Source organism: Prevotella communis (genome assembly GCF_022024175.1).
Classification (GTDB): domain Bacteria; phylum Bacteroidota; class Bacteroidia; order Bacteroidales; family Bacteroidaceae; genus Prevotella; species Prevotella communis.
The window spans coordinates 1,661,552-1,684,780 of the sequence record NZ_CP091794.1 but is presented as its reverse complement, the minus strand read 5'-3'; the positions used below and the strand labels follow the sequence as shown (position 1 = coordinate 1,684,780).

At 48.0% G+C, this 23,229-nt stretch carries 23 protein-coding genes and 2 tRNA genes; 11 read left to right on the top strand and 14 right to left on the bottom strand.

What is annotated here, in order from left to right; all coding sequences use genetic code 11:
- The first annotated feature begins 63 nt into the window (after positions 1-63).
- Complete coding sequence (locus L6466_RS06860) at positions 64-1,200, top strand: Rid family hydrolase (RefSeq protein ID WP_237803384.1); 1,137 nt, start codon at positions 64-66, stop codon at positions 1,198-1,200.
- A gap of 1 nt (position 1,201) precedes the next feature.
- On the opposite strand, the gene L6466_RS06855 is transcribed toward L6466_RS06860, so the two are convergent.
- Genes L6466_RS06855 through L6466_RS06840 form a run of 4 tightly spaced genes read right to left on the bottom strand, consistent with a single transcriptional unit; the run spans position 1,202 to position 4,749 of the window.
- Positions 1,202-3,211: a tetratricopeptide repeat protein gene (locus L6466_RS06855; RefSeq protein WP_091818707.1), complete on the bottom strand. Its 2,010-nt coding sequence runs from the start codon at positions 3,209-3,211 to the stop codon at positions 1,202-1,204.
- A gap of 26 nt (positions 3,212-3,237) precedes the next feature.
- Entirely contained in the window at positions 3,238-3,798 is a 561-nt protein-coding gene (gene def, locus L6466_RS06850; protein WP_237792807.1) for a peptide deformylase, read from the bottom strand.
- Positions 3,799-3,825: 27 nt separating this feature from the next.
- Positions 3,826-4,242, bottom strand: a complete 417-nt coding sequence (ruvX, locus tag L6466_RS06845; RefSeq protein WP_091818642.1) for a Holliday junction resolvase RuvX — start codon at positions 4,240-4,242, stop codon at positions 3,826-3,828.
- 12 nt (positions 4,243-4,254) lie between these two features.
- The gene (locus tag L6466_RS06840; protein WP_091818641.1) at positions 4,255-4,749 is read right to left on the bottom strand and encodes an SPOR domain-containing protein; all 495 of its coding nucleotides are present in this window, start codon (positions 4,747-4,749) and stop codon (positions 4,255-4,257) included.
- A gap of 217 nt (positions 4,750-4,966) precedes the next feature.
- Between L6466_RS06840 and L6466_RS06835 the strand changes: the two genes are divergently transcribed.
- Genes L6466_RS06835 through L6466_RS06825 form a run of 3 tightly spaced genes read left to right on the top strand, consistent with a single transcriptional unit; the run spans position 4,967 to position 5,847 of the window.
- Positions 4,967-5,173, top strand: a complete 207-nt coding sequence (locus L6466_RS06835) for a YtxH domain-containing protein (protein WP_091818640.1) — start codon at positions 4,967-4,969, stop codon at positions 5,171-5,173.
- 47 nt (positions 5,174-5,220) lie between these two features.
- A complete protein-coding gene (locus L6466_RS06830; protein WP_091818639.1) occupies positions 5,221-5,568 on the top strand; it encodes a phage holin family protein in 348 nt (115 codons plus the stop codon).
- Positions 5,569-5,583: 15 nt separating this feature from the next.
- The gene (locus L6466_RS06825) at positions 5,584-5,847 is read left to right on the top strand and encodes a hypothetical protein (RefSeq protein WP_091854346.1); all 264 of its coding nucleotides are present in this window, start codon (positions 5,584-5,586) and stop codon (positions 5,845-5,847) included.
- Positions 5,848-5,879: 32 nt separating this feature from the next.
- On the opposite strand, the gene L6466_RS06820 is transcribed toward L6466_RS06825, so the two are convergent.
- The 3 genes from L6466_RS06820 to L6466_RS06810 are packed head-to-tail and all read right to left on the bottom strand — an operon-like array spanning position 5,880 to position 8,511.
- Entirely contained in the window at positions 5,880-6,644 is a 765-nt protein-coding gene (locus L6466_RS06820; RefSeq protein WP_091818637.1) for an MBL fold metallo-hydrolase, read from the bottom strand.
- A complete protein-coding gene (gene murB / locus L6466_RS06815; protein WP_237803556.1) occupies positions 6,641-7,663 on the bottom strand; it encodes a UDP-N-acetylmuramate dehydrogenase in 1,023 nt (340 codons plus the stop codon). The genes L6466_RS06820 and murB overlap by 4 nt, the downstream gene beginning before the upstream one ends.
- Positions 7,663-8,511, bottom strand: coding sequence for a DUF4348 domain-containing protein (locus L6466_RS06810; protein ID WP_091818636.1), 849 nt, complete (start codon positions 8,509-8,511; stop codon positions 7,663-7,665). Before L6466_RS06810 ends, murB begins: the two co-directional genes overlap by 1 nt.
- A 130-nt stretch (positions 8,512-8,641) precedes the next feature.
- On the opposite strand from L6466_RS06810, the gene L6466_RS06805 reads away from it, so the two are divergent.
- The 3 genes from L6466_RS06805 (at position 8,642) to L6466_RS06795 (ending at position 9,768) form a co-directional block, all read left to right on the top strand.
- Positions 8,642-8,715, top strand: a tRNA-Arg gene (locus tag L6466_RS06805).
- Positions 8,716-8,723: 8 nt separating this feature from the next.
- Positions 8,724-8,798: transfer RNA gene (locus L6466_RS06800), tRNA-Val, on the top strand.
- A gap of 370 nt (positions 8,799-9,168) precedes the next feature.
- On the top strand, positions 9,169-9,768 hold the full coding sequence (locus L6466_RS06795; protein ID WP_091818635.1) for a response regulator transcription factor: 600 nt from the start codon (positions 9,169-9,171) through the stop codon (positions 9,766-9,768).
- A 26-nt stretch (positions 9,769-9,794) separates the two neighbouring features.
- Here L6466_RS06795 and L6466_RS06790 read toward each other — a convergent pair whose 3' ends face one another.
- Genes L6466_RS06790 through L6466_RS06775 form a run of 4 tightly spaced genes read right to left on the bottom strand, consistent with a single transcriptional unit; the run spans position 9,795 to position 13,471 of the window.
- Positions 9,795-11,384 carry a peptide chain release factor 3 gene (locus tag L6466_RS06790; protein WP_091818634.1) on the bottom strand — a complete coding sequence of 530 codons (1,590 nt, stop codon included), beginning with the start codon at positions 11,382-11,384 and terminating at the stop codon, positions 9,795-9,797.
- A complete protein-coding gene (gene rfbD, locus L6466_RS06785) occupies positions 11,381-12,229 on the bottom strand; it encodes a dTDP-4-dehydrorhamnose reductase (RefSeq protein ID WP_091818633.1) in 849 nt (282 codons plus the stop codon). Before rfbD ends, L6466_RS06790 begins: the two co-directional genes overlap by 4 nt.
- 9 nt (positions 12,230-12,238) lie before the next feature.
- Positions 12,239-12,781, bottom strand: a complete 543-nt coding sequence (locus L6466_RS06780; protein WP_091854341.1) for a DUF4924 family protein — start codon at positions 12,779-12,781, stop codon at positions 12,239-12,241.
- 9 nt (positions 12,782-12,790) lie between these two features.
- Entirely contained in the window at positions 12,791-13,471 is a 681-nt protein-coding gene (locus tag L6466_RS06775; protein WP_091818631.1) for a LysE family translocator, read from the bottom strand.
- A gap of 140 nt (positions 13,472-13,611) precedes the next feature.
- Here L6466_RS06775 and L6466_RS06770 point away from each other — a divergent pair, with 140 nt between their 5' ends.
- The 4 genes from L6466_RS06770 (at position 13,612) to L6466_RS06755 (ending at position 20,321) form a co-directional block, all read left to right on the top strand.
- Positions 13,612-14,598 carry an ROK family protein gene (locus L6466_RS06770; RefSeq protein WP_237803386.1) on the top strand — a complete coding sequence of 329 codons (987 nt, stop codon included), beginning with the start codon at positions 13,612-13,614 and terminating at the stop codon, positions 14,596-14,598.
- A 237-nt stretch (positions 14,599-14,835) separates the two neighbouring features.
- Positions 14,836-16,614, top strand: coding sequence for a 30S ribosomal protein S1 (gene rpsA / locus L6466_RS06765; protein ID WP_091818629.1), 1,779 nt, complete (start codon positions 14,836-14,838; stop codon positions 16,612-16,614).
- Positions 16,615-16,804: 190 nt separating this feature from the next.
- Entirely contained in the window at positions 16,805-18,535 is a 1,731-nt protein-coding gene (recJ, locus tag L6466_RS06760) for a single-stranded-DNA-specific exonuclease RecJ (RefSeq protein ID WP_091818628.1), read from the top strand.
- Positions 18,536-18,548: 13 nt separating this feature from the next.
- Positions 18,549-20,321 (top strand): RecQ family ATP-dependent DNA helicase, encoded by a 1,773-nt coding sequence (locus tag L6466_RS06755; protein WP_091854339.1) that lies wholly within the window; start codon positions 18,549-18,551, stop codon positions 20,319-20,321.
- Positions 20,322-20,324: 3 nt separating this feature from the next.
- Here the strand turns inward: L6466_RS06755 and L6466_RS06750 are convergent, their stop codons facing one another.
- The 3 genes from L6466_RS06750 to serC form a co-directional block, all read right to left on the bottom strand.
- Complete coding sequence (locus tag L6466_RS06750; protein WP_237792812.1) at positions 20,325-20,951, bottom strand: LolA-like protein; 627 nt, start codon at positions 20,949-20,951, stop codon at positions 20,325-20,327.
- A gap of 83 nt (positions 20,952-21,034) precedes the next feature.
- The gene (locus L6466_RS06745) at positions 21,035-21,952 is read right to left on the bottom strand and encodes a 3-phosphoglycerate dehydrogenase (RefSeq protein WP_091818625.1); all 918 of its coding nucleotides are present in this window, start codon (positions 21,950-21,952) and stop codon (positions 21,035-21,037) included.
- Positions 21,953-22,030: 78 nt separating this feature from the next.
- Entirely contained in the window at positions 22,031-23,098 is a 1,068-nt protein-coding gene (gene serC, locus L6466_RS06740; protein WP_237792813.1) for a 3-phosphoserine/phosphohydroxythreonine transaminase, read from the bottom strand.
- Between the last annotated feature and the right edge of the window lie 131 nt (positions 23,099-23,229).

Genomic DNA, 23,229 nt, shown 5'->3' with positions numbered 1-23,229 from the left:
TTCCACGATACATTTTCAATTGTCGATTTTATTAATTAACTTTGTATCCCAAAATAAAAACCTATGATACAACATATCGATTACACTAACGCAAATGCTGACGTCTTCGCCTTTGATCGCGGCGAAGGAGTAAAAGAATACCATGCTATTATGCACGTGACAGACTGCCGTCTGACTTTCCACACACAACTGGATGCGCTGATGAATGCGTATCAGCAGTTGATAGATGGGGAACTGAAGGGAACGGTGGCCGTGTTTAAGCGCTACTTCCTGAGTGATGCGGCTAACCAGGCCGACGAGGTGGCAGTGGCCGATTCGAGCGACTGTGCCAAGAGTATCGTGGAACAGGCACCGCTGGACGGTACGAAGATTGCCTTATGGGTGTATCTGCTGACGGATGTGGAGACGCGTCCATTGGCAAGTGAACTCTTTGAGGTACGTCATGGAGCCTATCGTCACTTGTGGAACGCCAGTGCTCACAACATGGCGGCCAACTCGGAATATCAGATGCGACTGCTCTTCAACGAGTATGTGATGCAGCTGGCTCAGGAGGGATGTACACTAGAGGCCAACTGCCTGCGTACGTGGCTGTTTGTCAACGATATAGACCTGAACTACGGTGGCATGGTGAGGGCTCGCAACCAGGTATTCTTCACGCAGGGACTGACCAACAGCACGCACTTCATTGCCTCGACGGGCATCGGTGGACGTATGCACGATCCCAACGTGCTGACAATGATGGACAACTATGCTGTGGATGGTATCAAGAAAGAGCAGATAACGTATCTCTATGCACCTACGCACCTGAACCGCACCAGCGACTATGGCGTGAGTTTCGAGCGCGGCACACGCGTGGACTACGGTGACCGTCGCCACGTACTGATATCAGGTACGGCGAGCATCAACAACAAGGGTATGGTGGTGCATCAGAAGGACGTGGTAAAGCAGACGCACAGGATGTGGGAGAACGTGGAGGCCCTGCTCAACGAGGCAGAATGCACCTTCGACGACGTAGCCCAGATGATCGTGTACCTGCGCGACGGAAGCGACTATGCGGTAGTGAAGGAACTGTTTCAGGAGCGTTTCCCCAATAAGCCACTGGTCATCGTGAGGGCAGCAGTATGTCGTCCTGACTGGCTCATCGAGATGGAGTGCATAGCTGTGAAGGCTATAGACAACGAAAGTTTCGGGAAATTCTAAATCACTTATTATTCTTCTTTATCAGGCTATAGGCATGATAAAGTCCCAGTTCGCCCGCCTTACTGAGGTCGAGCACGGCTTCTTGTTGCTGCTTCAGATAGAGGCGGCACAGTCCGCGGTTGAAATAAGCCTCGGCAAACGAGGGGTCATGACGGAGGGCTGCAGTGAAATAATCCACGGCAACGGCATAATCCTGCTGGAAGGCAGCCATGGTTCCCAGGTTATATAACAGCCAAGGTGACTCAGGACTCAGTTCGAGGGCATGCGTCAAGTCGCCACGCACACTGGCATTCTGCAACTGCACATTGGTGCCCTGAGAAGCCTGGAAACGATTGATACGCATCTGGCACACAGCGCGTTGCCAAAGGGCAAGCACGGAGGTGGAGTCGATATAGAGATAAGTAGAAAGGTCCTCAATGGCGGCCTCGAAATTCTGGAGCATAGAGTAAGCCACAGCACGCTGCAGCAACAAGTTGGCAGCACTTACAGTAGATGATGTATTCTCAATGCCCTGCGAGAGTGTGTCAATGAGCTGGAAATAGACAGCCGACTGCGCATCATCGAGCGACGTGTGGGTGTTGCTGATATAGAACTGACGATTCTTCAACTGAGCATTCGCCTTTTCCACCTGTTCGTCATATGGATTACGACTGTTCACCTCGTGCTGCTGAGGCACATACGACAGGGCAAACATCGGCTGGAAATCCATCTCCACACGACGGTTCTGCACGTGACCACGATACTCGTTCTCGTACTCCTGCTCCTGTTCCTGCTCGTCTTCCATCACCAACTGGTTATATTTCTCCACATCAGCATCGCTACGCTTACGTATCTGACTGGGATCCATGCGTGGCTGGGTGCCGTAGAGATGCTTATAGAGGCGCGCCTTATAGACGGTGAACTCGTCGGCCTCGGCCTGCTTGGTCATACCCAACTTACGATAGCAGGCCGCACGGAATTCCAGTCCGGTCCAGAAATTGGGGAACTCATCAATCACCTTGGAATAGTCGCGGATAGCAGCCTTCAGGTCGCCCGTCTTATCGAGCAGCACGGCACGATTAAACAGCGCCAGCATATTATCTGGTTCCAGTTTCAATACGAAGTCGAAGTCGGTAATAGCACGGTTATCATCGCCCACCTGCGCACGGAGCAGTCCGCGGTTATAATGCCCCAGGAAATTATTGGGCTCCAGATCCAGCGCCATGTCATAGTCGGCCATGGCCCCACGCAGATTATTCAGATGAATGCGAGCCAGGGCGCGATTGATATAACAGCCTGCATGACGCGGCATCAGGTGGATGGCACGGTCCAGTTGGACCACTGCTGAATCCCACTCCTCACGGGAGAGATAGATGATGCTGCGCGCCGCCCAAGCCTGTCCGTCATAGGGGTCAATCTCAATACTTTTATCGAGTGCCGAGAGGGCCTGCACGGTATCCTTCATCTGCATATACACATCAGCACGCATCACGTAGGCACGGGCATACTGGCTCCAGCGACTCTGCATGGTATCAAGTTCAAGCAGGGCCTCGTCGTACTGCTTATCGTGCATACGACAAAGCACGCGGTTGTGCCACAGGCCACGGTTGTCGGGGGCATACTTCAACGCCCGCGTATAGTCGTCGATGGCCTCGGAGAACTTCTCCTGCTGGATGCGCGTCAGTCCGCGCAGCTCGTAAAGGTTGGTGACATAAGGATTACGTTTGATAGCCTCCGAACAATCGTTCTCGGCACCAGCATAATCGTCGAGGTAATACTTGGCTATACCCCTGTAGAACCAAGGTTCATAGAGGTAAGGTTTGGCTATAACGGCCTGATTGAAATACTGGATAGACAACACGTAGTCCTCATAGTAGAGCGCAGAACGGCCTATGGCAATGAGACGGTCAGTGTTGAACTGGGCAAAAACAGGTGAAAAATGAAAGATGAGAGATATGATTACAAAGGAAATACGAGAAACGCAGCCCAGTTTATTCCCAAAGCACAATCCTCTCGTGAAAGAACTAATCATATCTTTCATCTCTCACCTATCATTTCTTATCTCCTGACGGGCTTGGTCTTGTAGCCACAACGATAGCGACCCTGAGTAAGCGCTTTCAACTTACTCTTGATGAGTTGCTTGCGAAGAGGAGAGATACGGTCAATGAACATCTTTCCGTCCAGGTGGTCGAACTCGTGCTGCATCACACGTGCCAGGTAACCCTCAATCCACTCGTCATGAGCCTGGAAGTTCTCGTCCATCCACTGCACACGGATACGCGTGGGACGAATCACCTTCTCGTGGATAGCAGGCAACGACAGACAGCCTTCCTCAGAAGCGTCGGTATTGGTTTCGTCGTACTCCACGATATGAGCATTAATATATACCTGACGGAAATCCTTGTATTCAGGTAAATCTTCAGACAATGGGTCTAAGTCAATGACTACCAAACGAATATCAAGTCCGACCTGAGGCGCTGCCAATCCGATACCTTCTGAATCGGCCAGTGTCTCCCACATATTAGAAATGAGTGTCTTCAACTCAGGATAGTCGGGCGTAATGTCTTCTGCAACCTTACGCAGCACGGGCTGTCCGTAAATATAAATAGGTAAAATCACTTTAGATTAAAGATTAAATATTTAACATTAAAACTTACGGCTACGCATATAGTCCTCAAGGATAATCGTAGCACTAATCTCGTCAACCAGTCCCTTGTTCTGACGCGCCTTCTTGCGCAGACCGCCGTCAATCATGGCCTGATGCGCCAATACCGACGTGAAGCGCTCGTCGTAATACTCAATGGGAATGTTGGGCACGGCTTTGCGCCAACGGTTCACAAACTGCTGCACACGTGCCAGGTTCTCGCTGGGTTCACCATTAGGCTGACGCGGTTCGCCAATCACAATACGCTCCACAGGTTCACGGGCTATATAAGCCTGCAGCCACTCAAAGAGCTCTGATGTAGCAACAGTCGCCAATCCGCCAGCAATAATCTGAAGCGGATCGGTGACTGCTAAACCTGTTCGTTTACGACCGTAGTCGATAGAAAGTATTCTTGCCAATCGTATTGATGCTTAGCGAGTGTAGAACAGCAACCATGCATCGGGATAGGTAGCTCGCAGCTGATCGCGGCTCTGAACAGCCTCTGCCTTTGTAGCGAAGGTAGAAGCGATAACACGATACATGTTACGCTCATCGTTCTTTACAATCTGAGCTGCATAACCGGCATTCTTCAGACGCTGCTGCAGACCCTCGGCATTTGCAATCACAGAGAAAGAACCAACGACAACGCTGAAGTCCTTCAGACCAGCACCGTTGACAACAGACACGCGCTCCTGACGAACGGTGACGTTATCCAGATTGTCAACAACCTTTGTCTCGGTAACGGGCTTTGTGACAACAGGCGTCACTACGGGAGTCTCCTGAACTACTGGTGTTTCCTGCTGTGTGGTCTGAGCCTGAGCCTGGGCTTTCTCGTAAGCCTTCTTGTAGGCACTCTCACTAGATTTACAACCGGTAAATGACATAGCCAGGCAAAGGCCTGCGCACAAAACGATGTACTTCTTCATAATTCTTTTATTTATTATTCTTGAATAATTCAATTTTTTACCGTGCGAAATTACAAAATATCGTCGAAATATGGACCAAAAAGGTGCATAAACTTTGTTAAATGGACAAAATATGGGCTATTTAACAAAAAAATCCACGCAAAACACTTGTCTTTTCTATATTTTTGTGTAAATTTGCTCGCAGAAAATTTATTTATTCACTTATCATTTATTAGTTATGAAAGGTTTAGGTTATCTGGGAGCTTTCCTTGGTGGGGCATTAGCTGGTGCAGCCATCGGTATTCTCGTGGCTCCCGACAAAGGCAGCAACACACGCGAGAAAATATCAAACACCGTGGATGAATTTCTGAAAAAGCACAACATCAAACTGAACCGCAAGGATGTGGGCGATCTGATTGACGACCTGGATGAAGCTGCGGATTAAGGGAATTGACAATTGATAATTGAAAATTGACAATTGTAAATTAGGAAATGCTGTCAAGCGATAAGAATATAGAGACTATCACCCAACTCGTTGAGATGGTGAAGCACAACTTCGAGCTTCGCAAGGAATATGCGAAACTGGATGTTGTAGAGAAGGTAGTGCGCCTATTGAGTGCCATAGCACTGGCTGTGACACTGGCCGTTATTCTGTCTATCTCGCTATTCTTCCTGTCGGCAGCTTTTGCCGTATGGTTGTCGCAATTCACGGGGCTCGTCCTGTCGCTGGTGATTGTAGCCGGTATTTATCTGCTCCTGTTGCTGATGGTCTATGGCTCACGTAAGTCATGGATTGAGCGTCCGCTGGTGAAATACCTGTCAAGAATGTTGCTTAACTAACGCTTTTTACTGACTATGGCAAAGAAGAGACGTGTAAGACCGTATCACTCAATAGAGGAAATCCAGATGCGCAAAGAGCAGTTGGACGAAGTCATCGAGTTGGAAAACGAGGAGATTAAGCAGTTATGGGGCAAACTGATGGAGAAGGAGGAAGACCTGTCGCGCAGCGAACAGATTCTGAAATACGTGAAATACGGCTTCATGGCCTACGACGGCGTGATGATGCTGCATAAACTGAAGCGCAACTACGGCAGTATCCTGAATATTTTCCGACGCTAAAGAAAAAAAAGAGTCTCAGTAATTGCTGAGACTCATTTTATTTCTAATACCTGACCATCGAAAGCCAACTCAAAACCTTCAGGTAGTATCTTGTTGACCTCTTCGTGCAGACCTACATCATGACACATGTGGGTAAGGAGGGTGCGCCTGGCCCCTACTCTTCTGGCAAAGGCGATGGCATCATCTACCAACTGATGGGAGTGGTGGGGCTTATCGAAACGCAAAGCGTTGACGCATAGCGTCTCCACACCTTCGAGCAAGGGCAACTGGTCGTCCTCAATATACTTCATATCCGTGATATAGGCGAAAGTGTCGAAACGGAAACCGAGAATGGGCAACTTGCCATGCATCACGCGGATGGGCATCACGGGGATATCGCCAATGGTGAAGGGACTGCCGGCACTGATCTCGTGCAGACCTATCTGAGGCACACCTGGGTAACGGTTCTCTACAAAACAGTAAGGCAGCATCTCGAGCATCCCTCTACGGGCGATGGCATCGGCATAAACATTCATCTCGCCAAACTGACAATAAGGACGGATATCGTCCATACCGCCCATGTGGTCGTAATGGGAATGGGTGACCAGAATGGCGTCGATGCGACGGAAGGGCTGTGGCAGGATCTGCTGACGGAAATCGGGACCGGCATCAACGAGGATACGGGTGTTGTCGGTCTCTACCAGAATAGAACAGCGCAGACGCTTGTCCTTGGGGTCTGTGCTCTGACAAACCTTACACTGGCAACCTATCACGGGTACGCCACACGATGTGCCTGTGCCGAGGAATGTGATTCTCATATGATATTCACCTCTGGATTTATCTGAATGCCGAAGCGATCAAGGACATCCTTCTGAATCTGTTGACAGAGGTACACAATGTCAGCACCTCTCGCTCCACCACGATTCACCAGCACCAATGCCTGACGGTCATGTACGCCAGCGGGGCCTATAGACCGCCCCTTCCAGCCAGCCTGTTCGATGAGCCAGCCGGCAGGAATCTTCTCGTGCTGCTCGTCAATATGGTAATGAGGCATCTGGGGATATTGCGCCAAGAGCTGTTCGTACTGCTCACGACCCACCACAGGATTCATGAAGAAACTGCCAGCATTCCCCAGGACTTTGGGGTCGGGCAGTTTATTGTTACGGATATCAATAATCACGTCGCGCAACTGCTGCAACGTGGGATTATCTATATGTCTGCGTTCCAGTTCGGCACGGATATTACCATACTCGATATTGAGGTTGCCTGTCTGCTTTGAAAGACGGTAGGTGACGTGGGTAATCAGGAACCGGTTTTTCCACTCTGTCTTAAAACGACTCTGGCGATAGCCGTACTGACAATCTTCGGCCTTAAACTCACGGAGCTGACCTGTAGAGATTTCAACGGCTTCCACCTTATATATAATATGGCTGGCCTCACTACCGTAGGCACCGATATTCTGAACGGCAGATGCCCCCACCTCACCTGGTATCAACGAGAGGTTTTCAGCACCCTGCCAACCATTCTTCACACATAGAGCCACCACATCGTCCCATACCTCACCACTACCTACACGCAGCAGCAGGTGATCAGCATCATCAGCAGGAAGTACCTCATGTCCTTTGATGGCAGAGTGAACCACATAACTGTCATAGTCACCCGTAAGCAATAGGTTACTTCCACCACCGATAATAAGCGGGGGCGTCGATATACCACGCAACATTTTAGCAACTATCTGGGCATCCTCAATGTCAGCATATTCCAGAAAGCGAAAACACCTGGCGTCGATGCCGAAGGTGTTGTGGGCTAACAGACTATAGTTAACTTCATCTCTCATCATTCAGACAGTTTTGTGAGTTTCCATTCGTTGTGCTCACGGCGGAAGGTCAGTGCTACCTCCATACCGTTGGCAATGCCTCTCAACAGGAATATCTTGACATTAGAATGTGTGTGAGGATGGCCATACACAATGTTATAAATGGTACCGTGAGGGAGTTCAGGTGCAAAGGCGTCCCAGAAATCAGGCGTAATGACGCCCTCCATCTGTTCAAAGTCATTATCAGGATCAGGACCACTGAAGGCTATCTCCTGTGCCAGACTCTGCTGACGGAAAACGGAATCGGTGGCAAAGCGACGATAGAATGAGAGGAAAGAAGCGTTGGGATTATGAGACATTGTCTGCTTGTTCATCCTGTCGAGCATCCAGCGTCCGTTCTTACGGTCGAACTGATACTGGCACACAAACCCCTGGTCCAGGAAGATTTTCTCAACGATGGCGTGATTCACGGAGGTATCTGAAACGGACTCCATCTGTGCCTCACTATCGAATATCAGCGTATATTCCCCATGATGCATGAAGAAATGTTCCATCTGCCATTCCTTCCTATCAAGTGTGTCGGCCTTAGCCTCCGAACTCACAATAATCGGGAATTTCACACGCTCCATCTGGAGACGCTTGTTAGACGCGAAGTTAAACAGGAAATCATCAAACAACTCCTCTGCCGCCACAGGCATAGGTGCTTCCGAAATCAACTCGTCCATACTCTCTTCTCCCGTTAGCGAATCAGCCAACTCCAAAGAGTCTTCATCCAGTGTTGAGTCATCAGATTTTTGAGGTTTTAAATCCTTGCAACAAGTCAGGATTAAAACCATTACGATACCAAGAATCAGCGTTCTTTTTTCCATCAGTTTGTTCTATGCTTACTTTCGAGGTGCAAAGTTACAAAGAATTCTATCAATCGTTGCAAATAAATGAAAAAAAATTTGCACCTTTAGAAAAAAATGTGTACTTTTGCACCCGCTAACGAACACAAAGGGACCCGTAGCTTAGCTGAATAGAGCGTCAGATTCCGGTTCTGAAGGTCAAGGGTTTGAATCCCTTCGGGTTCACAAAGCACAGGAGCATAGCTCAGTTGGTTTAGAGCGCTTCAGTCACATTGAAGAGGTCTTGGGTTCGAGTCCCAATGTTCCTACTGAAAGATGAAGACTTCGGTCTTCATTTTTTTATACCCTATAATCACCAGCAGACAAGAAAAACGATACGAGAACATGAATGCCTTGGGTATAGATACGAGAAAAGGGAACCTTCACAGGCTCCCTTTTTCGTTTAGCAATTACAAATCGTAATTGCTTTGGGGGAAGATTGTTTGTCTCGCGACAATCAATCTTCGATAATTAACCTTAATAATCTAATACCATGAAAAACACGCTGCAAATTTAGGATTATTTTCTCAAATAAACAACACTCCACCCAAAATAATTCCAATATTTAAACTTTATTAACCTAAGTACATCCTAACACTTTGGTATATTTGTAAATTGTTTGTAACTTTGCAACCCGTTATGAATAAAGAAGGTCGACCACATATTGCCATCATCGATCCCAACACCCTGGCAGTGCTCGGATTGAAGCAGTTACTACAAAACGTGATGCCCATAGCCACCATCGATACTTATGGTTCGATGGCAGAACTGATGGCCAACAATCCTGAGCAGTATATGCACTATTTTGTTTCGATGAACATCGTACTGGAAAACAAGTCCTTCTTTACGGAACGTCAACGTAAGACGATTGTGCTGACCCTCTCGCTCAACAGCGGTAATACGCTAACGGAATTTCATTCACTCTGCATCAACGTACCCGAGTCTGAGCTTGTGCGCTCACTACTGACGTTGCAGCATAGGGGGCATGCCAACGGACGCAACATGCCCGAGATGCCCAAAATCCTGCAACAGAAAATCCTGTCGGACCGTGAGATAGAGGTCATGTCGCTGATTGTGCAGGGCTATATCAATAAGGAGATAGCCGACAAGCTGAATATCGGACTGGCCACGGTGATTACCCACCGCAAGAATATCATGGAGAAACTGGGTATGAAAAGCGTATCCGCGCTCACCATCTACGCGGTGATGCACGGATACGTGGATATCAATAAAATCTAAGAGATAATTCCTTAGTCTTATTCGTCTTAGAACTCACTGGTAAAGTGGAACTGGATATGCTCAAAGTCCTGCTGTGCCATCTGGAGCACGTAGCCTGAGTCGGCCAGGAACACATCCCTACCCTCTTTATCCTTTGCCATATACTGGTACTTGCGTTTCTTGAAGTTTTCCAACTCTTTCTCGTCATCGCTGGAAATCCAACAAGCCTTATAAAGATGTACGGGTTCCCAACGGCATTTTGCGTTGTATTCGTTCTCCAGACGATACTGGATAACCTCAAACTGCAGCTGACCAACGGTACCGATAATCTTACGGTTGTTAAACTGGTTGACAAACAATTGTGCCACACCTTCGTCCATCAACTGGTCAATACCTTTCTGTAGTTGCTTGGCCTTCATGGGGTCATCATTCTCAATATACTTGAAGAGTTCAGGCGAGAACGAAGGCAATCCGCGGAAATGCAGCTGTTCGCCTTCAGTAATCGTATCACCGATCTTAAAGATGCCTCCTGTATCAGGCAGACCTACGATATCTCCTGGCCATGCCTCGTCAATAGTAGACTTACGCTGCGCCATGAACTGTGTGGGCGAGGTGAAACGCATGGTCTTTCCCTGACGTACGTGCAGGTAGGGCTGGTTGCGCTGGAACTTGCCTGAGCAGACCTTGCAGAAAGCAATACATGAACGGTGGTTGGGATCGATATTGGCCGTAATCTTGAAGATAAAACCTGTAAACTTCTGTTCCTCGGGTTGTACCTCACGCTCCTCAGCCTTTGTAGGACGGGGGCTGGGCGCAATCTCCACGAAGCAGTTCAGCAGTTCCTGCACACCAAAATTATTAAGCGCAGAACCAAAGAATACGGGAGCCACCTCTGCAGAGCGATAGGTCTCCACATCGAATTCCGGATAGACTCCGTCAACAAGTTCGAGGTCTTCACGGAGCTTCTCAGCATCCTGCTCGCCAACGCGCTTATCGAGCTCTTCAGAATCAATTTCCACTTCAACCTTCTCTGTAACGCGCTGCTTATCAGGCGTAAAGAGGTCCAGTTTCTGTTCATAGATATTATACACGCCCTTGAACTTGGCACCCTGGTTGATAGGCCAAGACAGAGGACGCACCTTGATTTCAAGTTCCTTCTCCAACTCGTCGAGCAAGTCAAAGGGGTCACGACCCTCGCGGTCCATCTTGTTCACGAAGATAATCACGGGCGTCTTGCGCATACGACACACGGTCATCAGTTTACGCGTCTGTGTCTCCACACCTTTGGCTCCGTCAACGACGATGATGACAGAATCAACAGCTGTCAGCGTACGGAAGGTATCCTCAGCGAAATCCTGGTGACCAGGAGTATCGAGGATATTCACCTTATACTCAATATTCTTGCCATCAGGCGTATAGTCAAACTCCATCACAGAGGTTGACACCGAGATACCACGCTGCTTCTCGATCTCCATCCAGTCGCTCGTGGCTGTCTTCTTGATTTTGTTACTCTTCACGGCACCGGCCACCTGAATCTGTCCGCCAAAAAGCAGGAACTTCTCGGTCAGCGTGGTCTTACCGGCATCAGGATGCGAAATAATCGCAAACGTTCTTCTTCTTTCTATCTCTTGATTCATAATTTCTTAATACATTCTGCAAGGGAGTCTTCCCAATAAGGTATCTCTATACCGTATGTTTGCTTAATCTTAGTCTTGTCAAGTACGCTATAGTGCGGACGGGCTGCTGGTGTGGGATACTCAGAAGTATGAAGCGGGCGCACCTTACAGGTCACGATGCCAGCAAGCCGGTGGATGGCTTTTGTGAAATCATACCATGAGGTAACGCCTTCGTTACTGAAATGATACACCCCCGGAACAATACCCTTATTGATGGCAGAGAAAATAGCGACTGCCAGATCGCGGGCATATGTGGGTGTGCCTATTTGGTCGAAGATAACACCCAGTTCCTGACGCTCACGTCCCAGACGAACCATCGTCTTCACGAAGTTATTGCCAAACGATGAATACAGCCAGGCCGTACGGATAATCATGGATTTCTGACAGAGTTTCTGCACATTCAGTTCACCCACCAGTTTGGTACGTCCGTAAACGCTATTAGGACACGTGTCCTCATCCTCGGTATAAGGTGTGCAGTTGGTGCCGTCGAACACATAGTCAGTAGATATATGAATCATCCAACCACCACGACGCTCAATGGCATGTGCCAGGAAAGCAGGTGCCTCGGCATTAAGCTTCTGACACAGGGCTTCGTTTACTTCTGCGTTGTCAACAGCCGTAAAAGCGGCACAGTTCACGATACCATCTATGGCATGCTCATCAAGAAAAGCCTCGATAGCATCCTGATTGGTGATATCCAGTTCCTGTACATCCGTATTAAAATAGGTGTGCTGCAGATTCTTCTTTTCCAACAGTTGCATCTCGTTGCCCAACTGTCCGTTACAGCCTGTTATTAGTATGTTCATCTTTTTTAGTTAAAACTCCAATGGTTCTTCTTTGTCTTTCTTGTAATAATCACTCAGCATACCTACAAACGTAGACACCTCTTTCAGGGCGTGCTGCGTATTAGGCGTAATCTCTTTCTTCTGCAAACGCAGCATCATAACGCCATAGAGCAGGTTCAGACAGGTTTCCACCTCACCCTCTTCCTTATTGGCGCCACGATTACGCAATTCTACGATAAAGGGCAATACCTTATAGTATTCTGCGTTGTAGAAAGGGAACTTAGACGACGAGAGCAACTGCTGATGCAACTCTGTCATCATCTGCAACGTCACTTTATTGATTTGCAGGTGACCCTGCTGGCGACAGCCCTCGGTATTCATCATGCGAATCAGATTACCAAACCAGTCGGCTTCCTCCTCCTTCTGTTCTTCATTGTAATCAAATCGGTCAATATATTCGCGGCGAATACGTGCCAGCGAGCAGTCGAAGGCACGGATTGTATCCTCTACCTGCCACATGTAAAGCAGGTATTCCGCAATATTCTTCTTACGTAATTCCTGTGCGATAAACATATCTTGTAATTAGAAAATATTATATAGATGCAAACTGAATAGCGTGGTGAGCAACACAATGATACTACCAATAATAACCAGCGTACCAATAATCCTATTAATAATACGTATGCCGTTATTGTCGAACTTCAGACGTATCACGTCTACCAGCCATGTCAGGCCCCACCACCACAGCAAGGCACCACCGATGATACTGATGAATCCGGCAACCAACTCAATGGGCTTATCAATCTGCAGACCAAATGAGAACTGTGCATAGAGCGCCATAAAGAGGAAAACGATAAGCGGATTGCTCAACGTTACGAGGAAAGCCGTAATACCATTATGTGTCAACGTGCCTTTATTCTGTCCAGGCTTTCGCAGATTCTTCGTAGGGTCTGTGCGATATGTAAAAACGCCAAATGCCAAGAGCATCAGGCTACCAACTATCTGCAGGTAGAAACGATTGGTATCATTACTTACAAGCTCTACCACCATACCCATTCCCAAGCCGGTAATACCAGCATAGATAATGTCACTCAGGGCAGCGCCGCAACCTGTTACAAAGCCATACCATCTGCCCTTGTTCAATGTGCGCTGAACACATAGCACACCTACAGGACCCATAGGCGCAGAAGCAATGATGCCTATCAAGAGTCCCTTAAAGACAATATCTAACAAATTTGGTATAGTGTTTACATCGAATGTCATAGTGTCTGCAAAGGTACTACTTTTTTGGGCACTACAAGCAGTGTAGGCAGTTAAAAGGAGTTAAAGGCGCTTGTTTTTACCCGTAATCTTCTTACCTTTGCATGAAAACTCATATAACACAAGGATAATTTACACCAGAAATGAACGAACAAATGATACAAAAGCCCTATGTCATCGGACTTGACCTAGGAGGTACTAATTCTGTTTTCGGTATTGTCGACGCCCGAGGAGACATCAAGGCTACAACTGCCATCAAGACCGGCGGCCACACCACACCGGAATCTTATGTGGATGCCTGCATGGAGGTTCTCCTTCCCGTTATCGAACAGGTAGGCGGCCTTGACAAAATCAAGGCTATGGGCATCGGAGCTCCCAATGGCAACTATTATAACGGTACCATCGAGTTTGCCCCCAACCTGCCATGGGCTCATGACACTGTGGTACCCCTGGCACAAATGTTCTCAGAACGACTGGGAGGCATTCCCGTAGGACTGACCAATGATGCCAATGCTGCAGCAATGGGCGAGATGGTTTACGGCGTTGCTCGCGGCATGAAGGACTTCATCGTTATCACATTGGGTACAGGCGTCGGCTCAGGTATCGTGGTCAACGGACAGGTAGTATACGGTCACGACGGATTTGCCGGAGAACTGGGGCATGTCACCATGGTGCGTGGTGCTGAGGGACGTCTCTGCGGCTGCGGACGTACAGGCTGCCTGGAGACTTATTGTTCTGCAACCGGTGTAGCACGTACGGCTCGTGAACTGCTTCAAAACACCGATCGCCCATCACTTCTACGAGAACTAGACTCCGAAAGCATCACTTCTCTTGACGTGAGTATTGCTGCCGAGAAAGGTGACGAATTAGCTAAAGAAATATATGATTTCACCGGAAAGATGCTGGGGGAGGCATGTGCCGATTTCGCAGCCTTCTCATCACCCGAGGCCTTCATCTTCTTTGGAGGCATGACCAAAGCCGGAGAGCTCATTATGAAGCCTATTCGCGAAGCTTACGAAGCACATGTCATGAAACCTTTCCGCGGCAAGGCACAGTTCCTTGTCAGCGGCCTTGACGGTGCCTCTGCTGCCGTTCTTGGTGCATCGGCTATCGGATGGGAGTTAAAATAAAGTCAAACGATACGTACAGCGATACAGTTAAAGAAAATTAATTTTTTAAGCATAATTGGGTGCAATGGTCTCATTTTCAAATAATTTGAGTACCTTTGCACCCAATTTTGACTCATACTGGGTCGATAGGAGCCGGAACAGGCGCCGACACCTATATAATATTAACCAATTAAAATTGTCTGATAAACGTCTGTTCAGACAAACAATAATGCCCACTAAAGGGCGACAATTAAATTTATGTCAGAATTAACAAAGAACGTTCAGCCGTTGCAGGACTTCAACTGGGACGAGTTTGAAAATGGCACCGTAGCCAACATCAGCAAGGAAGAGCTTGACAAGGCTTACGATGAGACCCTGAACAAAGTTGCCGATCATCAGGTAGTTGAGGGTAAGGTCATCTCAGTTGACAAGAAGGAAGTAGTCGTTAACATTGGCTACAAGAGCGACGGTATCATCCCCGCTGGTGAGTTCCGCTACAACCCCGACCTGAAAGAGGGTGACGTAGTAGAAGTCTATGTGGAGACCGCTGAGGACAAGAAGGGTCAGCTGGTACTTTCTCACAAGAAGGCTCGCCTGAGCCAGGCTTGGGACCGCGTTAATGAGGCTCTCGAGGCACAGGAGATTGTACAGGGCTACATCAAGTGCCGCACAAAGGGTGGTATGATTGTAGACGTATTTGGCATTGAGGCCTTCCTGCCCGGCAGTCAGATCGACGTTCATCCCATACGCGACTACGACCAGTTCGTTGGCAAGACTATGGAGTTCAAGATCGTGAAGATCAACCAGGAGTTCCGCAACGTAGTTGTAAGCCACAAGGCCCTCATCGAGCAGGAGCTCGAGGCTCAGAAGCAGGAGATTATCTCTCGCCTGGAGAAGGGTCAGATCCTCGAGGGTACTGTCAAGAACATCACCTCTTACGGTGTGTTTGTTGACCTCGGTGGTGTTGACGGACTGATTCACATCACAGACCTGTCTTGGGGCCGAATCGACGATCCTAAGAAGGTTGTTGAGCTCGACCAGAAGATCAACGTTGTTATCCTCGACTTCGACGAGGAGAAGAAGCGTATCGCTCTCGGTCTGAAGCAGCTCACTCCTCATCCTTGGGATGCTCTGGACGCTAACCTCAAGGTTGGTGACCACATCAAGGGTAAGGTTGTTGTTATCGCTGATTACGGTGCATTCGTTGAGGTTCAGCCCGGTGTTGAGGGTCTGATCCACGTTTCTGAGATGTCATGGAGCCAGCACCTGCGCTCAGCTCAGGAGTTCCTGAAGGTTGGCGACGAGGTTGAGGCTGTTATCCTGACTCTGGATCGCGAGGAGCGCAAGATGTCACTGGGTATCAAGCAGCTGAAGGAAGACCCATGGGAGGCTATCGAGGTTAAGTACCCCGTTGGCAGCAAGCACACCGCTAAAGTTCGCAACTTCACCAACTTCGGTGTATTTGTAGAGCTCGAGGAGGGTGTTGATGGTCTGATCCACATCAGCGACCTGAGCTGGACCAAGAAGGTTAAGCATCCTTCTGAGTTCACAAAGGTTGGCGAGCAGATCGACGTTGTTGTACTCGATATCGACAAGGAGAACCGTCGTCTCTCTCTCGGTCACAAGCAGCTCGAGGACAATCCTTGGGACGCTTTCGAGGAGAAGTACACTGTAGGTTCTGTTCACACCGGTAAGATCACAGAGGTTCTGGAGAAGGGCGCCGTTGTTTCTCTCGAGGAGAACGTTGAGGGCTTCGCTACTCCTAAGCACCTCGTTAAGGAGGACGGCTCACAGGCTCAGCAGGGCGAGGAGCTGGAGTTCAAGGTGATCGAGTTCAATAAGGACAGCAAACGTATTATCCTCAGCCACAGCCGTACATTCGAGGATGCACAGCGTGAGGAGAAGCGTGCTACACGTAAGGCTGCCGCTCCTAAGAAGAGCGACGCTCCTAAGATTGAGAATGTTGCAGCTAGCACCACTCTGGGTGACCTCGACGTTCTGGCTAATCTGAAGGCTCAGATGGAGAAGGGCGAGTAATTCGCATCTACATCCAAACATAGCAGAAGCCCGGTTCTGAAAAGAGCTGGGCTTCTTTCTGTTTAAATATTCGTTAAAACTATTGGAAGAAGAACACGCATTTCAGTTTTTTTCGCTAACTTTGTATGCTAATTTGCCGTAATAGGCGAATTTTGCACCTAAAGCGCGAAAATAAAAAAAATACAATATAATGAATTTTAAATGGAATTACGAACCGCCAACACCCGAACGCAAGCAGCAGGCTAAGGAACTGGCCGAGAAGATAAGCATGAGCCCTATACTGGCCGAACTGCTTATCCAGCGCGGCATCAAGACCGAGAGTGCCGCCAAGCGATTCTTCAGGCCGATGCTCAACGAACTGATAGACCCGTTCCTGATGAACGATATGGATGTCGCCGTTGACCGACTGAACGATGCAATGGGGCGAAAAGAGCGCATCATGATTTATGGCGACTATGATGTGGATGGCTGTACAGCTGTCGCATTGGTCTATAAATTCCTGTTGCAGTTCTATTCTAACATCGAGTATTACATACCCGATCGCTACGAGGAAGGTTACGGCATCAGTCGTAAAGGTTTGGACTATGCAGCAGAAACAGGTGTCAAACTGATTATCGTGCTTGATTGTGGCATCAAAGCTATCGATGAGATTGCTTATGCCAAATCGCTGGGTATTGACTTTATCATCTGCGACCACCACGTACCCGACGACGAGTTGCCTTGCGCCGTGGCTATCCTGAATCCCAAGCGTCAGGATTCCACCTATCCTTTCAAGCACCTCTGCGGGTGTGGCGTAGGCTTTAAGTTTATGCAGGCTTTTGCCAAGAACAATGGTATTCCCTTTTCCCAGCTCATTCCCCTACTCGATTTCTGTGCCGTGAGTATCGCAGCAGATATCGTACCTGTAACGGGTGAGAACCGCATCATGGCTTTCCACGGTCTGAAACAACTGAATCAGAATCCGTCGGTAGGCCTGAAAGCAATTATCGAGATTTGCGGTCTGACAGGACGCGAGCTCACCATGAGCGATATCATCTTCAAGATAGGTCCTCGTATCAATGCCAGTGGACGCGTCCAGAATGGTACCGAGACCGTTGACCTGCTTGTAGAGAAAGACATGCAGAAGGCATTGGCCGAGGCTATTCATATCAATGAGTATAACGACCAGCGCCGTGATATCGACAAGCAGATGACAGAAGAAGCCAACCAAATTGTAGCTCGTCTGGAGAGTCAGGAACATCAGTCTGCTATCGTCCTTTACGGCGAAGGCTGGAAGAAAGGTGTCGTAGGTATCGTAGCTTCACGCATGACGGATATGTATTTCCGACCTACAGTCGTACTTTCATGCAACGACGGAATAGCCTCTGGTTCAGCACGTAGCGTAGCCGGTTACGACGTATACGACGCTATCAAGAGCTGTCGTGATTTGCTGGAGAACTTCGGTGGTCACACCTATGCGGTAGGTCTGACCTTGCGTGTTGAGAATATTCCAGAGTTCCGTCGCCGTTTCCAGCAATATGTCAGCGAACATATCGGTACACGTCAAACGGAAGCTTCCATCGATATTGAGGCAGAGGTAGATTTCAAGGATATCACCAAGAAACTGCTCAACGACCTGAAGAAATTCGCTCCTTATGGCCCCGAGAATCCAAAACCATTATTCTGTACGCGCGGCGTTTACGACTATGGAACATCAAAGGTTGTGGGCAAGCAGCAGGAACATATCAAACTTGAACTGGTGGATTCACGTTCCAGCAACGTCATGAACGGCATTGCCTTCGGACAGAGTCAGGCAGCCCGTTATATCAAGTCGAAACGTTCGTTCGACATCTGCTACACCATAGAGGAAAATATCTACAAACGCGGCGAAGTACAATTACAGATTGAAGATATCAAGCCAAGCGACTCTGATAATGGATAATGAATGATTGATAATGGATAATGAGAACAACGCACCAAATAATTGTCAATTATCAATTGTCAATTATCAATCATTATTGAAGAAATACTGGGGCTACGATGATTTCCGAGGCATTCAAAAGGAAATCATCGAGTCCATTGGTGCTGGCAAGGATACACTGGGACTTATGCCCACCGGTGGTGGCAAGAGCATCACATTCCAGGTACCGGCATTAGCACATGAGGGCGTGTGTATTGTCATTACCCCGCTCATCGCCTTGATGAAGGATCAGGTGAGCAATCTGCGCCGTCGTGGAATCCAGGCATCAGCCATCTATTCGGGCATGAAGCACGACAGTATTCTCATGACACTTGAGAATGCGGTGTTTGGTGGTGTGAAGATACTGTATATATCGCCCGAACGCATATCCACCTCTTTATTCTTAGAGAAGTTGCGCCACATGAAGGTGAGCTTTATCTGTGTGGACGAGGCCCATTGCATCAGCCAATGGGGTTACGACTTCCGTCCGTCTTATCTCTCCATCGCAGATATTCGCAAGGAACTGCCCGACACACCCGTCTTGGCCCTTACTGCTACGGCAACGCCAGAGGTCATCGACGACATACAGGAACGTCTGCATTTCCGTGAGAAGTGTGTGTATAAGATGAGTTTCGCCCGTAAGAACCTCGCCTACGTTGTACGTCACACATCCAACAAAACAGGCCAGCTCATTCATATTCTGAATCACGTACAGGGGTCGGCCATCGTCTATGTGAGAAGCAGAAAACGTACAAAGGAATATGCTGAACTCCTAAACACGAGTGGTATTAGCGCCACATTCTATCATGCCGGATTGGACAATCAGGAGAAAGACCAGCGTCAGAAAGCATGGCAAGAGGATAAGGTACGTGTCATGGTAGCTACGAATGCCTTTGGCATGGGTATCGACAAGCCCGATGTACGTGTGGTGATACATATCGACTGCCCCGACTGCCTGGAGGCTTACTTCCAGGAGGCCGGACGTGCTGGTCGCGATGGCAAGAAATCATACGCCGTACTGCTCTATGACAATAGCGACAGGGCCAAGCTCCAGCGTCGTGTTGTTGACACATTCCCTGATAAGGATTTTATCCGTCAGGTATATGACCAACTGGCCTATTTCTACCAGATAGGCGTTGGCTCCGGATATAATGCTTGTTTTGAATTCCCCTTGGAACGGTTCTGCAGGATCTACAAACATTTCCCCATACCTACAGTTTCAGCCCTCAATATCCTGACACGTGCCGGCTATATTGATTTCAAGGAAGAGGACGACATGCAGGCACGCGTGATGTTCAGCGTAGAGCGCGACGATCTGTACAAGCTACGTGGCAATGAACCACAGGAAGATGCTGTCATCGTGGCATTACTCAGAAACTATACAGGTCTGTTCCAGGGATATCAGTATATCGACGAGGGTGTGATAGCAGAGCAATGTGGTCTCACGCAACCACAGGTGTACATGACTCTGCGCGCACTCACCCAGAAGCATATCCTGGATTTCATTCCCCAGAAGCATATTCCCTTTATCCGTTACACCCAGCGACGTGAAGAGTCTGAGCGACTGGTTATTTCCAAGTCTATCTACGACGATTTGAAAATACGCTTTGCCGAACGAATAGAAAAGATGCTGGAATATGCCAACAGCGGAAATATCTGTCGTAGCAGGATGCTGCTCAGATATTTCGGTGAGACGAATACGGAGGACTGTGGACAATGTGATGTTTGTTTGAACCAGAAACGCTCATGGACACCACCGGAATCATAGAGGTTAATCGTTACGTTTATCTACGTACTTATACCCTTCTTTATAACGATCGGCAGGAAAAACAAACTGGGCATCGGGCACACCACCAGAACGGAAATTACTGATTTTTATCTTTACCCAGAAGAATGCCACCTTCAGTTTCAGACTCTTTGGTGTATAGGTCTTTGCATCTACTTGCGCACGGACCTCTTTCACTGTACCCTTTGCACCCTTCTGCTGTTTCAGCGTAAAGATGATATCCTCACCGCTATTCTTCATAGAATACCTGAAGTCATCAAGTGAGAATTTGAACTTTCCCGAATATTTATCTTTCTTATCAGATTTTGCATCATGAATCTCAATGGTCTTCTTCTTCTTAAACACCATGTAGGCCGTCACACCATCGTTCCACGTATTGACACGTTCATCAGAGAAGCATTGTTTGTTGCCCTTATACCAAATAGTGCCATGAGTCTTGTAGATACCAATGATATTAACATCATAGCGCAACGTGGAACCTTGCGGTCCAAACACCATGTTATATATTTTTTCAAATTCCTGACGTGCCTTATTGGGTGTATCCTGAGGAGTAGCTGCAACCAACTGTAGTGTGCAGAACATCAAAGAGAAAAGAAAGAAGTATTTCTTCATGAAAAGACGTTTGTTCCGTAAAAAAGGGGGCACCCAAATACAAGACTCGGATGCCCCTTGAAAAAGATTTATTAATTTAGTTATTATTTGTTCACCTGGAATTTAGTGTCACCATCCTTGAAGAAGGCATTGATCTGCTTGGCAGCAGCAATACCGGCATTGGTATTAGCTTCAGCTGTCTGAGCACCCATCTTCTTAGGAGTAGAGAAATAGCGACCCTCGAATTTCTGGAAGTCAGCATTAGCATCAGGCATAATGTCTGTAACGAACTTCAGGTCCTCACGCTCAGCCATCAGCTTCAGCAACTCAGGCTCATTGATAACCTCCTTACGAGCAGTATTCACCAGGATACCACCCTTCTTCATCTTACCAACAAGTGCATAGTTGATGCTCTGCTTGGTCTCAGGAGTAGCGGGGATATGGAGTGACACAACATCGCAAGTCTCGAACAGAGCCTCCTGATTAGCAACAGCATGAACACCAGCCTTCTCGATAACCTCTGCGGGGCAGAAAGCATCGTAAGCATAAACATCCATACCAAAGCCCTTGGCAATACGAGCCACGTTGCGACCAACGTTACCGAATGCCAGGATACCCAGTTTCTTACCCATCAACTCTGTACCGGCCTTTCCGTTGTAGAAATTACGAACGGCGAAAACCAGCAGACCGAATACGAGCTCAGCCACAGCGTTGGCATTCTGACCAGGAGTATTCTCGGCCACCACATTGTGAGCAGTAGCTGCAGCAAGGTCGATGTTATCATAACCTGCACCGGCACGTACCACAATCTTCAACTGCTTGGCAGCATCCAGTACTTCTGCGTCAACCTTATCACTACGGATAATCAGCGCATCAGCATCCTTTACTGCGTCAAGCAACTGTGCTTTCTCTGTATATTTCTCCAGCAGGGCCAGTTCATTACCTGCTGCTTCAATCTCTGCCTTGATACCATTCACAGCAGCTGCTGCGAAAGGTTTCTCTGTTGCAACTAATACTTTCATAAAGATTTAATGTTTAATCTTTCGCTCGGCTTTGCCGCTTGGCTCCGCCAAGAATGTTTAATCTTTAATATTTAATCATTAATGTTTAGCCTCGAACTCCTTCATGCAAGCTACGAGAGCGTTGCAGCCTTCGATGGTCTGTGCGTTGTAGCAAGAAGCGCGGAAACCACCTACGTCGCGGTGACCCTTTACGCCAACCATACCCTTTGATACGGCGAAGTCGAGGAATTCCTTCTCCAGCTCCTTGTACTCGGGAGCCATCACGAAGCAGAGGTTCATCAGAGAGCGGTCCTCTTCCTTAGCGGTACCTACGAACAACTTGTTGCGGTCAATCTCACCGTAAACGATCTCGGCACGCTGCTTAGCCAACTTGTCCATAGCCTCTACGCCACCCTGCTTCTTAACCCAGCGCAGGTTCTCAAGAGCGCAGTAGATGGGCACCACAGGAGGAGTATTGAACATAGAACCCTTAGATACGTGTGTGCGATAGTCGAGCATGGTAGGAATCTCACGGGGAGCCTTACCCAGAGCGTCGTCCTTCACGATAACGATAGTCACACCAGCCATTGACAGGTTCTTCTGGGCACCAGCATAGATAGCGTTGTACTTGCTTACGTCAACAGGACGGCTCATGAAGTCAGATGACATATCGGCAATCAGAGGTACGTTAACATCGAGGTCCTTACGGAGCTCAGTACCATAGATTGTATTGTTGGTTGTGATGTGCAGGTAGTCAGCATCAGCAGGAACAGCGAAGTCCTTGGGAATGAAGGTATAGTTAGCATCTGCAGAAGAAGCCACTTCTACTACTTCACCGAAAAGCTTTGCTTCCTTCATAGCCTTCTTTGCCCAAACACCAGTGTTCAGGTAAGCAGCTTTCTTAACCAGGAAGTTGAAAGGAATCATGCAGAACTCCAGGGATGCACCACCACCAAGGAAGATTACTGAATAACCCTCAGGAACGTCAAGGAGTTCCTTAACAAGTGCTACAGCCTCGTCTACTACAGGCTGAAAATCCTTTGCACGGTGACTGATTTCCATCAGAGAAAGACCAGAACCGTTGAAATCGAGACACTGTTTGGCGGTTGCCTCAATGACCTCACGGGGAAGCATTGATGGACCTGCATTAAAGTTGTACTTCTTCATAATTTACTAATAGGTTTTATAATGGTTTCGAAATTTGGGTGCGAAATTACACTTTTTATTTGAATTGGGCAAATATTTTAGCAAAAAATAATGTAAAAGGGTATATTTCGTAACATTTTGCAATCTGAAAG

Bases quoted from the DNA above. Each gene is read 5' to 3' on its own strand.
- L6466_RS06860 (WP_237803384.1), top strand. From the start codon at position 64: ATGATACAACATATCGATTACACTAACGCAAATGCTGACGTCTTCGCC.
- L6466_RS06855 (WP_091818707.1), bottom strand. From the start codon at position 3,211: ATGATTAGTTCTTTCACGAGAGGATTGTGCTTTGGGAATAAACTGGGC.
- L6466_RS06840 (WP_091818641.1), bottom strand. From the start codon at position 4,749: ATGAAGAAGTACATCGTTTTGTGCGCAGGCCTTTGCCTGGCTATGTCA.
- L6466_RS06835 (WP_091818640.1), top strand. From the start codon at position 4,967: ATGAAAGGTTTAGGTTATCTGGGAGCTTTCCTTGGTGGGGCATTAGCT.
- L6466_RS06830 (WP_091818639.1), top strand. From the start codon at position 5,221: ATGCTGTCAAGCGATAAGAATATAGAGACTATCACCCAACTCGTTGAG.
- L6466_RS06825 (WP_091854346.1), top strand. From the start codon at position 5,584: ATGGCAAAGAAGAGACGTGTAAGACCGTATCACTCAATAGAGGAAATC.
- L6466_RS06820 (WP_091818637.1), bottom strand. From the start codon at position 6,644: ATGAGAATCACATTCCTCGGCACAGGCACATCGTGTGGCGTACCCGTG.
- murB (WP_237803556.1), bottom strand. From the start codon at position 7,663: ATGAGAGATGAAGTTAACTATAGTCTGTTAGCCCACAACACCTTCGGC.
- L6466_RS06810 (WP_091818636.1), bottom strand. From the start codon at position 8,511: ATGGAAAAAAGAACGCTGATTCTTGGTATCGTAATGGTTTTAATCCTG.
- L6466_RS06795 (WP_091818635.1), top strand. From the start codon at position 9,169: ATGAATAAAGAAGGTCGACCACATATTGCCATCATCGATCCCAACACC.
- L6466_RS06790 (WP_091818634.1), bottom strand. From the start codon at position 11,384: ATGAATCAAGAGATAGAAAGAAGAAGAACGTTTGCGATTATTTCGCAT.
- rfbD (WP_091818633.1), bottom strand. From the start codon at position 12,229: ATGAACATACTAATAACAGGCTGTAACGGACAGTTGGGCAACGAGATG.
- L6466_RS06780 (WP_091854341.1), bottom strand. From the start codon at position 12,781: ATGTTTATCGCACAGGAATTACGTAAGAAGAATATTGCGGAATACCTG.
- L6466_RS06775 (WP_091818631.1), bottom strand. From the start codon at position 13,471: ATGACATTCGATGTAAACACTATACCAAATTTGTTAGATATTGTCTTT.
- L6466_RS06770 (WP_237803386.1), top strand. From the start codon at position 13,612: ATGAACGAACAAATGATACAAAAGCCCTATGTCATCGGACTTGACCTA.
- rpsA (WP_091818629.1), top strand. From the start codon at position 14,836: ATGTCAGAATTAACAAAGAACGTTCAGCCGTTGCAGGACTTCAACTGG.
- recJ (WP_091818628.1), top strand. From the start codon at position 16,805: ATGAATTTTAAATGGAATTACGAACCGCCAACACCCGAACGCAAGCAG.
- L6466_RS06755 (WP_091854339.1), top strand. From the start codon at position 18,549: ATGGATAATGAGAACAACGCACCAAATAATTGTCAATTATCAATTGTC.
- L6466_RS06750 (WP_237792812.1), bottom strand. From the start codon at position 20,951: ATGAAGAAATACTTCTTTCTTTTCTCTTTGATGTTCTGCACACTACAG.
- L6466_RS06745 (WP_091818625.1), bottom strand. From the start codon at position 21,952: ATGAAAGTATTAGTTGCAACAGAGAAACCTTTCGCAGCAGCTGCTGTG.
- serC (WP_237792813.1), bottom strand. From the start codon at position 23,098: ATGAAGAAGTACAACTTTAATGCAGGTCCATCAATGCTTCCCCGTGAG.